At 68.0% G+C, this 12840-nt stretch carries 15 protein-coding genes and 1 pseudogene; 7 read left to right on the top strand and 9 right to left on the bottom strand.

All coding sequences use genetic code 11. From position 1 onward, the window contains the following. Window positions 1-304, bottom strand: a pseudogene (locus I0Q12_RS35200) (hypothetical protein); the annotation flags it as partial. Then, window positions 196-957 carry an SDR family NAD(P)-dependent oxidoreductase gene (locus I0Q12_RS25955; RefSeq protein WP_197256095.1) on the bottom strand — a complete coding sequence of 254 codons (762 nt, stop codon included), beginning with the start codon at window positions 955-957 and terminating at the stop codon, window positions 196-198. The gene I0Q12_RS25955 and the pseudogene I0Q12_RS35200, both read right to left, overlap by 109 nt. Before the next feature lie 187 nt (window positions 958-1144). On the opposite strand from I0Q12_RS25955, the gene I0Q12_RS25950 reads away from it, so the two are divergent. Together I0Q12_RS25950 and I0Q12_RS25945 are read left to right on the top strand one after the other, a co-directional pair. Further along, window positions 1145-1726, top strand: coding sequence for a hypothetical protein (locus I0Q12_RS25950; RefSeq protein WP_197256093.1), 582 nt, complete (start codon window positions 1145-1147; stop codon window positions 1724-1726). Between the two features lie 27 nt (window positions 1727-1753). Further along, the gene (locus tag I0Q12_RS25945; RefSeq protein WP_197256091.1) at window positions 1754-2524 is read left to right on the top strand and encodes a deoxyribonuclease IV; all 771 of its coding nucleotides are present in this window, start codon (window positions 1754-1756) and stop codon (window positions 2522-2524) included. Window positions 2525-2578: 54 nt separating this feature from the next. On the opposite strand, the gene I0Q12_RS25940 is transcribed toward I0Q12_RS25945, so the two are convergent. From I0Q12_RS25940 to I0Q12_RS25925, 4 genes are all read right to left on the bottom strand, one after another. Beyond that, window positions 2579-3175, bottom strand: coding sequence for a TetR family transcriptional regulator (locus I0Q12_RS25940; protein WP_197256089.1), 597 nt, complete (start codon window positions 3173-3175; stop codon window positions 2579-2581). Next, window positions 3172-3927, bottom strand: a complete 756-nt coding sequence (locus I0Q12_RS25935; protein ID WP_197256087.1) for an ABC transporter permease — start codon at window positions 3925-3927, stop codon at window positions 3172-3174. Before I0Q12_RS25935 ends, I0Q12_RS25940 begins: the two co-directional genes overlap by 4 nt. Further along, on the bottom strand, window positions 3924-4655 hold the full coding sequence (locus tag I0Q12_RS25930; RefSeq protein WP_197256084.1) for an ABC transporter ATP-binding protein: 732 nt from the start codon (window positions 4653-4655) through the stop codon (window positions 3924-3926). Before I0Q12_RS25930 ends, I0Q12_RS25935 begins: the two co-directional genes overlap by 4 nt. 87 nt (window positions 4656-4742) lie before the next feature. Further along, on the bottom strand, window positions 4743-5672 hold the full coding sequence (locus I0Q12_RS25925; RefSeq protein WP_197256082.1) for an NADP-dependent oxidoreductase: 930 nt from the start codon (window positions 5670-5672) through the stop codon (window positions 4743-4745). 124 nt (window positions 5673-5796) lie between these two features. On the opposite strand from I0Q12_RS25925, the gene I0Q12_RS25920 reads away from it, so the two are divergent. After that, window positions 5797-6249 (top strand): helix-turn-helix domain-containing protein, encoded by a 453-nt coding sequence (locus I0Q12_RS25920; protein WP_197256080.1) that lies wholly within the window; start codon window positions 5797-5799, stop codon window positions 6247-6249. A gap of 10 nt (window positions 6250-6259) precedes the next feature. Continuing rightward, a complete protein-coding gene (locus tag I0Q12_RS25915) occupies window positions 6260-6847 on the top strand; it encodes a hypothetical protein (protein WP_197256078.1) in 588 nt (195 codons plus the stop codon). Window positions 6848-6890: 43 nt separating this feature from the next. Here the strand turns inward: I0Q12_RS25915 and I0Q12_RS25910 are convergent, their stop codons facing one another. From I0Q12_RS25910 to I0Q12_RS25900, 3 genes are all read right to left on the bottom strand, one after another. Further along, the gene (locus tag I0Q12_RS25910) at window positions 6891-7115 is read right to left on the bottom strand and encodes a hypothetical protein (RefSeq protein ID WP_231611450.1); all 225 of its coding nucleotides are present in this window, start codon (window positions 7113-7115) and stop codon (window positions 6891-6893) included. 62 nt (window positions 7116-7177) lie between these two features. Further along, complete coding sequence (locus I0Q12_RS25905; RefSeq protein WP_197256074.1) at window positions 7178-7504, bottom strand: hypothetical protein; 327 nt, start codon at window positions 7502-7504, stop codon at window positions 7178-7180. Then, on the bottom strand, window positions 7501-8790 hold the full coding sequence (locus I0Q12_RS25900; RefSeq protein WP_197256072.1) for a hypothetical protein: 1290 nt from the start codon (window positions 8788-8790) through the stop codon (window positions 7501-7503). The genes I0Q12_RS25905 and I0Q12_RS25900 overlap by 4 nt, the downstream gene beginning before the upstream one ends. Window positions 8791-9428: 638 nt before the next feature. Here I0Q12_RS25900 and I0Q12_RS25895 point away from each other — a divergent pair. Genes I0Q12_RS25895 through I0Q12_RS25885 form a run of 3 tightly spaced genes read left to right on the top strand, consistent with a single transcriptional unit; the run spans window position 9429 to window position 12635 of the window. Beyond that, the gene (locus I0Q12_RS25895; RefSeq protein WP_197256069.1) at window positions 9429-11330 is read left to right on the top strand and encodes an ABC transporter ATP-binding protein; all 1902 of its coding nucleotides are present in this window, start codon (window positions 9429-9431) and stop codon (window positions 11328-11330) included. Further along, the gene (locus I0Q12_RS25890) at window positions 11327-11845 is read left to right on the top strand and encodes a DUF664 domain-containing protein (protein WP_197256068.1); all 519 of its coding nucleotides are present in this window, start codon (window positions 11327-11329) and stop codon (window positions 11843-11845) included. Before I0Q12_RS25895 ends, I0Q12_RS25890 begins: the two co-directional genes overlap by 4 nt. A 4-nt stretch (window positions 11846-11849) precedes the next feature. Continuing rightward, window positions 11850-12635: a DUF1206 domain-containing protein gene (locus I0Q12_RS25885; RefSeq protein ID WP_197256066.1), complete on the top strand. Its 786-nt coding sequence runs from the start codon at window positions 11850-11852 to the stop codon at window positions 12633-12635. Window positions 12636-12840: the final 205 nt, after the last annotated feature.

The raw sequence follows: 12840 nt of genomic DNA, 5'->3' as shown, positions 1-12840 counted from the left end.
CCCCCGCCGCGAAATCGGCGGTCACACCGGCGAGCGCGTGGACGGCGGTCTCCCCGGTTCCATAGATCTTCTTCAGGTTGATGGCGCGAGCGGCTGCGGCGCTGTGAGATGACATGCGCTCCATCTTCCCGGGTGTCCGGTTCGGGCACCATCGGGGACCACCCTGATCCTGGCCCTCGGGGGTGCCCGGGGTGGTCAGCCCCAGCGTGCCTGACCACCGTCGAGCGGGATCGTCGCGCCGGTGAGGTAGCGGGCATCGTCGCTCACGATCCACGCGACCGCGCGCCCGATGTCGTCCTCGCAGTCGCCGATGCGGCGCAGCGGAATGCTCGCGACGAACTCGGCGGCTTCCTCCGGCCGGTTCTCGGTCCACCACTTCAATCCGGGCGAGAGGGCGTGGGGGGCGATCGCGTTGACCCGGATGTTGTCCGGCCCCCACTCGGAGGCGGCGGTGCGGGTGAGCGCCCGCAGGGCTTCCTTGACGGACGCGTATCCGCCGTAGCCGCTGGTGTCCCACCGCACCGCGGCGGAGGTGACCATGTTGACGATGTTGCCGCCGCCGCGTTCCTTCATGATCGGGTGGACGGTCTGCATCGCGTGCAACGCGGCGATCGGGCCGGACGCGTAGGCCTTCGCCATCAGCCCGGGCGTGAGGTCGAGCAGCGGGCCGAGCGGGTTGAGGCTCGCGTTGTTGACGAGGACGTCGACTCCGCCGAACAGCTCGACGGTTCGTTCGACCGCGGCGGTGATCCGGGCGGTGTCCGCGATGTCGCACACGATCGGCTCGGCGACGCCGCCGAACGCGCGGATCTGCTCGACGGTGTCGACGAGCTTGGACTCGGTGCGACCGGTCACGGCGATCGAGGCACCCTCGCGGGCCAGAGCGAACGCCACCCCCTGTCCGACGCCCTGCCCGGCTCCGGTGATGAATGCGACCTTGCCCTCGAGTGTGCCCATGGACGACCTTTCCGTGCTCTCGCGCAGCGTGCCGTCGGGTATGCAAACAGATCCTGCCGCCTGCGGGCCGGGTTGTCCCGGTGATCGGTAACCGGGCCGGACCTGCACAGCTCCCGTCCGCGGCCATCGCTTAGGCTCGTGCACCGAGGCCGTACCACCCAAGTCGGCGCCCCACCGGGAGGAAACGATGACCGAGCACGACACGCACGACGGCCCGATCCGCCTCGACGGCGACATCGCCGTGGCCACCGAGGAACGGCAGCAGCTGATCGACCTGAGCATCCGTGCCCTGGCGGAGCTGCTCGGCAGCGCGCCCGAGACCGACGAGGACGGCGATATCGCGATCCCGGTCCACGGGTTCGGCGTGTACGTCACGGTGGCCGAGGACTCCCCGGAGCTGCACGTGTGGTCGTCGCTGCTGAGCGACATCGACAGCGGGGGCAACACGGCCGCGCTGGTCGCCGAGCTGTCCGAGGAGTGGCCGCGTCTGCGCTTCAGCTTCCAGCAGGGCCACCTGCTGGTGTCGACAATCCTCGACGCCGACCCGTTCGCGCCCCAGCACCTGGTGAACCTCATCGGCGAGATCCACGAGCTCACCCATGAGGTCGACGACGACTTCGCGGCCCGGTTCGGCGGCGTCCTCGACTGCGACGCCGACGACGACTCGTACGCCGGTGGATGCGGTGGCGGCGGCTGCGGCGAAGGATGCGCGTGCGGCCACGACAACGAACTCGGTGCGACCATCCCGGTCGGAGAACCCGAAGCGTAGGCAGGCTCCGGCGTTACGCTGGAGCCCATGCGGATAGGCGCACACGTCCGTCGGGACGACGATCCGACCGGTCAGGGTGAACGTCTCGGCGCGGACCTGGTGCAGGTCTTCCTCACCGACCCGCAGAAATGGGACACGCCCGGACCGCATCCGCGTGCCGAGCAGATCCTCGCGTCCGACATCGACGTGGTCGTGCACTCGCCGTACGTCATCAATGTCGCGAGCCTGAACAACCGGCTGCGGATGCCGTCGCGCAAGGCGGTCGCCGAGCACGCCGCGGCCGCCGCCGCGATCGGCGCGTTCGGCCTCGTCGTGCACGGCGGGCACGTCCGCGAGGGCGAGAACGTCGCGGCCGGGGTGGAGAACTGGCGGAAACTGTTCGAACGCCAGGAGGACAAGGGCGGCTTCGGGGTGCCGATCCTCGTGGAGAACACCGCGGGCGGGGACTTCGCGATGGCCCGCTACGTCGACGCGATCGGCCGGTTGTGGGATGCCATCGGCGACTACGGCGCCGGGTTCTGCCTCGACACCTGCCACGCGTGGGCGGCCGGTGAGGATCTCGTCGACGTCGTCGAGCGGGTGCGCGCCGTCACCGGACGTATCGATCTTGTGCACCTGAACAATTCGCGCGACGAATTCGATTCGGCCCGCGACCGGCACGCGAACCTCGCGGACGGGCAGATCGACCCCGCGCTGCTCGTCGAGGTCGCCACCGCGGCCGGCGCCCCCATCATCCTGGAAACACCCGAGGACGGAATGGCCGAGGACATCGCCTTTCTGAGGGAGAAACTGGGCTGACGCCCCGGTGTGCCTTTGTGGCGCCCCCAACCGCCACAAAGGCACACCGGGGCGTCAGCCCACGTCGCCGGTGAGATAGCGCTGCAGGGTCGGCCCGACGATCTCGACGACACGGTCGGCGGGCAGTGACGCGAGCGGTTCGACCCGCAGGATGTACCGCATCACCATGAGCCCGGCCATCTGCGAGGCGACCAGTTCGACGCGCAGCGGACCGGCGCCCGCCGGGTGGTCCACGCGGGGCACGATTTCATCGAAGACGATGTCCAACAGGAAGGTTCGCAGCAGACCCACATCGCCACCACCACCGATCACGGTGCGGAAGACGGCGATGATCGCGTCGCGGTGCGGGGAGTCCCACACGCCGAGCAGCGCCGTCGCCAACCGCGGGCCGATCTCGTCGACGGGCGCCGCGCGCACGGGCGCGAGGACGTCGTCGGGGTCGACGGGCAGCGCGATCGCCGCGACGAACAGCGCGTGTTTGTTGCCGAAGTAGTGGTGCACCAGCGCGGCGTCCACTTCGGCGCGGGCCGCGATCGCCCGGATGGTCGTCTTTCCGAAACCGTTGTCCGCAAACAACTCTCGTGCCGATTCGAGGATGCGGTCCCGGCTGCCGGAGTTGCCGGGACGCCGGCCCGGCCGCGTTGCGGTCACGGCGTCCGGCGGCGCAGGGTGGCCGCGGCCAACCACAATCCGACAAAGACGAATCCTGCGACCACGATCAGATCGCGCGCCATCACCGCGGTCACCCCGGGATGAGCGGCGACCTGCTGCAGGGCCTCGACGGCGTAGCTCAACGGAAGCACGTTGCTGATCCACTGCAGCACCACGGGCAGTTGATCCCGCGGCACCAGAAGCCCGCACAGCAGCAACTGGGGAATGACGAGCACCGGCATGAACTGCACGGCCTGGAATTCGGTGCGGGCGAACGCACTGCACAGCAACCCCAGGGAGACCCCGAGCACGGCGTCGAGCACCGCGATGAAGATGACCCACGCGACGCTGCCCGCCGCGGTCAGGCCGAGAAACCCGAACGTGATCAGGCACGCGAGCCCGGCCTGCACGGCGGCCGCGAGGGAGAACGCGCTGCCGTACCCGGCGAGCAGGTCGAATTTCGCGAGCGGCGTGGTGAGCAACCGCTCGAGGGTGCCCGACGAGCGCTCGCGTTGCATCGCGATGGACGTGACGAGGAACATCACCACGAACGGCAGGATCCCGAGCATCGTGATCGCGATCCGGTCGAACAGGGAGGGACCCACCGGCGGGGCGGGCACGTTCCGGTAAATGAAGTACAGCAGCGTCATCAGCAGGCTCGGAACGAGCACGAGCATCGCGACGGTGCGATGGTCGGCCCGCAACTGCCGCAGGATCCGCGTCGTCGTGGCGGCGTAGATGGTGACATTCACGACTGCGCTCCTTCCCGAGTCCTGATCAGCCGCAGAAAGGCGTCCTCGAGCCGCGATTCGCCGGTCTGCTCCCGGAGATCACCGGGAGTGAGCTTGCCGAGCAACCGCCCCTCGCGCAGCAGCAGCAACTGCGCGCAGCGGTCGGCCTCGTCCATCACGTGACTCGAAATCAGCAGGGTCACACCGCGATCGGCGAGCATGTGGAAGTGGTCCCACAGCTCGACGCGCAGCACCGGATCGAGCCCGACGGTCGGTTCGTCGAGCACGAGCAGTTCCGGGTCCCCGACCAACGCGCACGCCAGCGACACTCTGCCGAGCTGTCCGCCGGACAGATTTCCGGCGAGCTGCTTGGAATGGCTGCTCAGCCCGACGGCCGCGATCGTCTCGTCGACCACTGCGCCGGACCGTCCGTAGAGGGCGGCGAAATAGGCGACGTTCTTGGCGACGGTCAGATCGAGGTAGACGCTGGGGTCCTGGGTCACGTATCCGACGCGCCGGCGCAGGCTCGCCTCCCCCGCGGGCCGGTCCAGCACGGTGACCGTACCGGACTCGATGATCTGAGTGCCCACGATGCACCTCATCAGGGTGGTCTTGCCGCACCCGGAGGGGCCGAGAAGCCCGGTGACCGAGCCGCGGGGAATCGTGACGGTCACGTCCTCGAGTGCCCGGTGCGGGCCGCGACGGACGTTCAGATTGCGGATGTCGACGGCAGGAGTCGAGGTATCCATGGGATTCTCAATTCATCGATCGATGAAATCATCGTCTGTTGAATTGTCCGCCCGCTCACCCCGCGCCGTCAACCCCTGCCGCTCCGGTCAGGGCGTCAGCACCCAGCGACCGCGCACCCCGCTCTCGCCCGCCGACCGGTAGGCATCGGCGGCCCGGTCGAGCGGCACGACGGCGTGCACGCGGGCGGGCAATTCGCCGGTCGCCGTCCGGGCGAGCAGCTCGGCGAGACGAGCCCCCTCGGCCTGCACCGATACGGCGGCGACGGAGATTCCGCGTTCGGCGGCAGGCTCCCCTCCCGGCCGCACGCCGACGTAGCGCCCGCCGTCCCGAACCAGGCCGAGACCTTCGTCCTGCAGTCCCGCGCAGTCGGCCACCGCGTCCCAGCCGGGTTCGGCGGCGGTCGTGAACTCGGCGCCGAGGCCGCGGACGTACTCCTCGTCCGACGTTCTGGCCAGGCCGGTCACGTGCCAGCCGCGATCCCGGGCGAGCGACGTGACGTATCCGCCGACCGCGCCGGCCGCGCCGGTCACCAGCAACCTCCCACCGGCCGGCGCATCGCCGAGCAGGTCGACGATCTGTGCGGCGGCGAGGCCGTTGAGCGGCACTGTCGATGCCTCGACGAGGCCCAGGCCGTCGGGCACCAAGGCGAGGTCCACTGCGGGCACGAGGACGTACTCGGCGTGCGTCCCGACGGCCCGGTCGAAACCGGTCACCAATCCGGCAACCCGGGTGCCGACGGCCAGGTCGACATCGGGGCCGGTGGCGGCGACGGTTCCGGCGAAATCCCAGCCGATGCCGGTGTGTTCGGGTTGATCGATCAGTCCCCGTTCGTGGAACCATCCGGACGCGGTCGTGAGGTCGACGGGGTTGACGGAGGCCGCGGCAACCCGGACGCGAGCCTCGCCGGGGCCGGGTTCGGGGAGCGGGACCTCGACGACCTCGACGGCGTCGGGCGCGCCGGGCGTGCGGACGACGGCGGCGCGGTACGTGGTGGTGCGGAGTTCGGTGGCGCTCATGGCTACCTCCTCGTCGGAGAGTTCGCTTTCGTCTGGCACACACCACTTTCGTAGAGCTACTCTCTATTGGTAAGTAGGCACTCGAGAGTGCGTAACTTCCTTCGCTTACGGGGAGGAGCCGGCGATGGCAACGACGACCGCGGCCGACAAACGGGCACAGGCCAAGCTCGAATACGACGCGTACCTGGCCGCGTGCCCCAGCCGCCGACTGCTCGATCGGATCTCCGACAAGTGGGTCGCCCTGGTGCTCGCGGCCCTCGGGGACGAGACCGGCGCACCCCGTTCGCTGCGGTATTCGGAACTGTCCCGGCACCTCGCGGGAGTCAGCCAGAAGATGCTCACGCAGACGTTGCGCAACCTCGAGCGCGACGGTCTGGTCACGCGCACCATCACACCCACCGTGCCGGTGACCGTCACGTACGAACCGACCGCTCTCGGCCTGTCGCTCCACGCGCTGATGAAGCAGGTGAAGGTATGGGCGGAAGCGAACATGGACGAAGTGCTCACCAATCGTGAGCAGTACGACGCACGGGCGGCGGCCTCGCCAATCACCGATTCCCATGGATCACAGCCGTAACATCGATCCCATGAACCACCGCCGCGTCGCCGTCGTCGCCGTTGCCGCTGTCGCGGCCCTGACCCTGGCCGGGTGCGCCGATTCGCAGAGCCCCGCGCCGCCGGCGTCGGCCGGCACGATCCCCACCACCACCGCACCCGCGGCGGCGAAGAACCTCCCCGTCGACGCGGCCGCCAAGTCGGCGCCGGCAGCGCCCGGTTCGAAGCTGACGGTCACCGACATCCGCACCGGCACCCACGACGGCTTCGATCGCGTGGTCTACGAACTCGGCGGCAGCGGCACACCGGGCTGGCGCGTCGCTTACGTCGACCGTGCCGTGCAGGACGGCAGCGGAAACGAGGTCGCGGTCGCGGGCGGAGCGATCCTGCAGGTTCTCATCGACGGTTCCGCCTACCCGTTCGACAGCGGCGTGGAGCAGTACGCCGGCCCGCAACCGGTGCTCGCGGCGCCCGGCGGCTCGGTCGTCGAGGTCAACGGCGCAGGTGTGTTCGAGGGCGTCACCCAGTCGTTCATCGGGATCAAGGATCCCGACACGCCGTTCTCGGTGTACTCCCTGACCGGCCCGACCCGCCTCGTGATCGACGTGGCGCGCCCGTAGGGCACTCATCCCGAACGGGCGTTCCAGACAGCGTCGACCTCGGTCAATACCGCATCACGTGCAGGATCGCGCCGGCGGTCCACATCGCGAGAATCGCCAGCGGGAGCGTCGCCATCGACACGACCAACCCCGCACCGAGATGGCGCACACGGCCAGAGAAGAGACAACAGACGAGGCCGGACACGAATGGCAACGCCAGGGCGGTCCAGCCGAATTCACGTGGGACCCAGAACGGTACGGTCGCCTGGACCACGATCCCGGCAACCACACCGATCAGACTCGCCGGGCCGAACACTCGTCCGGGCGCAATCCGGGTCTCGTCGGCTACCACTACCGCACCACCAGAATCACACCGCCGTAGATCGCAACCAGCGATCCCACCGCGACCCCCAGCGCGACCCCGGCGCGGATCCGCGACGTGGTCCGCAGCAGCACCGCCGAGGCGAGCGGTGTCAGAATCGCCGCGAGAACCACCAACGCCACAAGTAGTTGGGGCTCATTCGTGTCGTCCATCCCGAACGCCTCGAAAACGAATATGGCAATCGCGAACGTGAACGCGAGCGAGATCGGTACCATCACAGTCGCTGATCCCCAGAACAGCCCGTCGGTAGCCACGCGGGGCTTCAGTTCCTGTCCAGTCACATTCAGCTGCCTCACGACCGTCCTCCGTGCGCCCACGCGAGGTTCACTTCTTGGAGCGCCATGGGCTGCACGCCATCGAAACGTTCTGTGGCCGAGGAGTAGTCGCCCAGAGTGTGATCGAACGGTAGGTTGCCGAGCGGGCCCCACTTCGAGCCGCTGTCAGCCGGGTCGATATAGATCTGTTGCGTACTGCCGGATACTGAATCCTGATAGATCTCCAAAGACGGATAGTTCCCGATCTGCGCGGCAACACCGACCCTCTCCGGACCAGGAGCGAGAACTATGTCCCCTTTCACGGAATGAAATGTCGTCAGTGCCTCCGAATCGAGAGGCGGCAGTGCATTCGTCGCCTCGTACACAAGTCGTACCGACCCGTCCGAGAGCTGCTGTACGTTCACCGCAGGAGCACCGACTTCCACTTCGCCTGTCACCCCGACGGACGGATTCTGACGCGCAATCACGACGCCGTTCTCGTAGTCCACGTACAGCGAAACCCTCGTTCGTTCCGGATCGAACGTCGGATCCTCGTCTCGATCATCACCGAGATCGTTGTGAATGAAGTTGACAACTTCACCAGCCGGAATAAAGAGACCCATTCGGACGATCCCCTGCCCCGGGACCGGTTCGATACGGCCGACCACCACTTCGGCGCGCACGCCCTGGTTCTTGTCCAGATAACTTGTGGTGTCGAGAGCCATCGCGGTACGCCAATCGACCGCGGTCGCCGGGCGTCGTCCGAACATCGTGTCGAATGCGATCGAGGCAGCGGTCAATCGTCCCGGAGTCGAGACAGCAGACTCCCGCAACTCCGGGGGCACGCCCTGCGGGCTGTTCGACGACAGTTCACCGGCGAGCGCCTCCAACGCAGCCGCAAGACTTCCGTCGATCGCCCGGATCCCTTCGACGGCATTCCGAATCCGTTCTGCGAAGTAGTCTGCGAGTTCGTCCTGGCGAGCCCTGAGTTCATCGTCGGCCGCAGGCCTCGGGGTCAGCGCCCAATCTTCACCGACGATGAACAATTCCTCCGCCTCAGCCACCACTGCTCGCAGGAACTCCAGCATCGATTCGAGTTCACGGGCACTTCCGTCGTAGGCGTCGACGATCGCCTGCACCGTTCCCGCAAGGCGTCGAACCTCGTCGTACTCGTCGTCTGCTCGGTGCGCTGCCGCATCGAAGGCGATTCCGGTCCATTCCGGAGCCATTCCACGAACGTCGTTGCGCATGGTTCCGGCCACGTCGACGATCGATCGGCAAATCCCGTCCAGGTTCGAGGCCGTCACGTCAGGTCCGACGATTTCCACAGCTCGATCTGAGACCGGCTCGGGGTCACGGGAGGTCCCCCATGGTAGCGAGTTGCGCCGCGAATACGCCCTCGGCGACCTGGTAATCCCCGGCCGATCCTCTCGCGAGACCCGACATGTACGCGATCCGATCTGCCGCGGCAACGGTCGCGGCATTCAGCGCCTGAACTACCGCGACGCTGACCTGCGCGGTACGACTTCCGGGGAATCGCACAACCGAGTCCCCACGCCCGAGGCCCTCCGAAAGCTCCTCGATCGCTTCCGTCGCCGAATCGAGCAATCCGGACAATCGCCGGAGCTCTTCCGGATTCACCCGGAGGAGGTCGACTGCGCTTGGCGGCCCTGGGTCACCTGCGCCCGGAGACGAGCCGCCCGACTCGCCCAGCATTGCTTCCATGTAGTCGTCGACGAATACAGCAGACTCGCTCGGGACAGCACTGGTCACGTTTCGAAATTCCCCCCGCTCAGTGGACGACGCGCTCGCGTCCTTCCGGCTCCCCCTCCGGCCGGGTGAGAGTATCACCGTCACGAGGCGCGCAAGCGACACGCTGTGGGGCAGGTGTGTCGCCGACTACCCTTGACCTCGAGCCTGCTCGAGGTTCTACGGTCGGGGCTACGAGAGAGGGAGGCTCCGCGAGATGAGCATGGAAATCACCGCGTGGAACGCGATGTACAACGCGATGCACGCACACAACGACCGTCGGCCGTTCTCACGTGAAAGCCTGCGCCGGATCGGCGCGTTCGCCCGTCCGCATCGCCGCAACATCTTGTTCTACCTGGTGCTCAGCGTCGTGATCGCGGCGCTCGGTGTGGCGACACCGGTGCTGGCAGGCCGGGTGGTCAACGCCATCGTCGATCACGCCGCACTGTCCGTGGTCCTCGGGTTGGCGGTGCTCATCGCCGGCATCGCGATCGTCGAGGCCGGGCTCGCGATCGCGAATCGCTGGTTGTCGGCGAGCATCGGCGAGGACCTGATCCTGGATCTGCGCACCACCGTGTTCGATCACGTCCAGCGCATGCCCATCGCGTTCTTCACCCGCACCCGCACCGGTGCGCTGGTCAGTCGGCTGAACAACGACGTCATCGGCGCGCAGCGCGCCTTCAGCGACACCCTCTCCGGTGTCGTCGGCAACATCGTCACACTCGTCATCACGCTCGTCGTGATGATCGGAATCTCGTGGCAGATCACGCTTCTCGCACTGCTGTTGTTGCCGATCTTCGTGATTCCCGCGCGGCACATGGGAACTCGCCTCGCCCGATTGAGTCGTGAAGCCGCGAACCACAATTCGGTGATGAGCACCCAGATGACCGAACGGTTCTCCGCCCCTGGCGCCACGCTCGTCAAGCTGTTCGGCCGGCCGGACCACGAATCCGCCGAGTTCGCGATCCGGGCTCGACGCGTCCGCGACATCGGAGTCCGCACGGCGATGCTGCAGTCCGTCTTCGTCACCGCACTGACCCTCGTCTCGGCTCTGGCGCTCGCGCTCGTCTACGGCCTCGGCGGCTTCTACGCTCTGCGCGGCCAGCTCGACGCCGGCTCGGTGGTGGCGATGGCGATGCTGCTGACCCGCCTGTACTCGCCGCTCACAGCCCTGGCCAGCGCCCGGATGGATGTCATGAGCGCGATGGTCAGCTTCGAGCGGGTCTTCGAGGTGCTCGACCTGAAGCCGTTGATCGTCGAGGCCCCCGGCGCGCGCGACGTGCCGCCGGGACCGGTGTCGGTGGAACTGCGCAACGTGAGCTTCGCCTACCCCTCCGCCGACAAGGTGTCGCTGGCGTCGCTCGAGGAGGTCGCGGTCCTGGACACCCGCGGCGGCGAAACCGTGCTGCACGACATCGATTTCCGGGTCGAACCGGGACAGATGGTGGCGCTGGTCGGCTCGTCCGGTGCCGGAAAATCCACCGTGGCGCAGCTGATTCCGCGTCTGTACGACGTGGATTCCGGACAGGTGCTACTGAACGGCATCGACGTGCGGGAGCTGACGGCCTCGTCGATCCGTGCCACGGTCGGCCTGGTCACCCAGGACGGGCACCTGTTCCACGAGTCGGTGCGGCAGAATCTGCTGCTGGCCCGGCCGACGGCCACCGAGGACGAGCTGTGGGACGCGCTGCGCCGAGCCCGCCTGCACGATCTGATCGCCTCGTTGCCGGACGGACTGGACACCGTCGTCGGCGAACGCGGCTACCGGCTCTCCGGCGGTGAACGCCAGCGGCTGACGATCGCGCGGCTGTTGCTCGCACACCCGCGCGTCGTGATCCTCGACGAGGCCACCGCGCACCTGGATTCGACCTCGGAGGCCGCGGTGCAGGAGGCGCTGACCGAAGCACTGGCCGGCCGGACCTCGGTGGTCATCGCGCACCGGCTGTCGACGATCCGGGCCGCCGATCAGATCCTGGTCGTGGAGGGCGGGCGCATCGTCGAACGGGGTACGCACACCGAGCTGCTCGCGGCCGGCGGCCGTTACGAGCAGCTGTATCGCACCCAGTTTGCCGATTCCGGAAAGTATTCGTCCGCGTTCGCCCCGATACTCGAAGCATGAGCATCCCCACCGAATCCGAGCTGCTGCTCGAGATCCTCGGCAACCAGCACGACGCGTTCCGCAACGCGGTCTCCGGGCTCACCGAGGAACAGGCACGCTCGGTGCCGAGCGCGTCGTCGATGAGCCTGGCGTCGCTGCTCGCGCACGTCGTCGACGGCGAGGTCGCCGCCGCCGACCGTATCGCCGGAACCAACAGCCGCCCCGACGACCCGGTCGAGGCATGGACGTCGGGCTGGCTCGTCGGCGACGACGAGACCGTCGCCGACCAGATCGCGAAGCTCGATGCGGCCGCGGCCCGGCTCGCCCAGCTGGTCCGCGACGAACCGGATCTCGACCGCGTCGTCGACATTCCCGACGACGTGGCCCGCTACCTGGGTCAGGGGGTGCCGTTCACGGTGCGGTTCCTGCTGCTGCACCAGATCGAGGAGTGGGCGCGGCACGCAGGCCACGCCGACATCATCCGCGAGTCGATCGACGGTGCCACGGCCGACGTCCTCGCCGGTCACGCCTGGTAGGGACATGAAAATCGATGCGGCCGGCGCCGCGCAGAACACGCCTCTCGAACGAGTGGCCCGGGTGGGTCAGGCGACCAGCGGCGTCGTCCACGCGCTGATCGGATACATCGTCGTGCGACTTGCCATGGGCGAGTCCGGTGCCGCCGACCAGTCCGGTGCGCTGGCCACGATGGCCGCGGCGCCCGGAGGCACCGCCGTCCTGTGGGTCACCGCGGTGACGCTCGCGGCCCTCGCACTGTGGCGGCTGACCGAAGCGTTGATGGGTAAACGGTCCGATCTCGAGGAACCGTCGACGCTGGACCGGTTCAAGTCCGCGGGCGTCGCGATCGCGTATGCGGCGCTCGCGTTCACCGCCCTGCAGTTCGCGCTGGGAAGCGGACGGTCCAGCAGCGAGCAGAGCGTCGGGCTGAGCGCACGATTGATGCAATCCGGCGCCGGCAAGACGGTGCTCGTCGTCGCCGGGCTCATTGCCGTGGGGATCGGCGGATACCACGTGTACAAGGGCATGAGCCGGAACTTCCTCGACGACCTGCACCGTCCGGTGCCGGGCGTCGCGACGGTGCTCGGCGTCGTCGGTTACACCGCGAAGGGACTGGCGATCGCAGGCGCGGGAATCCTGGTCGTCATCGCGACCTTCACGTCCGACCCGGCCAAGGCGACCGGGCTGGACGGTGCCCTGAAGACGCTGGGCACCGCCCCGTTCGGACAGGTCCTTCTGTGGGCGGCCGGACTGGGCATCGTCGTCTACGGTGCCTACTGCTTCGTCCTGGCGCGCTACGGAAGGATGTGACCGGACCGGACCGTCACAACTCGACCGGACCGGACCGTCACAACTCGACCGGATCGGACCGTCACAACTCGACCGGATCGGTCAGTCGCGACCGCGGAATCCGCCGCCGCGGCTGCCGTGGCCGTGACCGCCACGGTCGCCGCGGTGCGAGAAGCCGCCGCGATCCTTGTCGCGGTCCTTGAAGTCACGGTCCTTGAAGTCGCCG

Origin of the sequence: Rhodococcus sp. CX (genome assembly GCF_015865005.1) — a bacterium.
GTDB lineage: Bacteria > Actinomycetota > Actinomycetes > Mycobacteriales > Mycobacteriaceae > Rhodococcus.
Note: the sequence above shows the minus strand (reverse complement) of the source record. Positions and strands in the feature narration are given on the sequence as shown.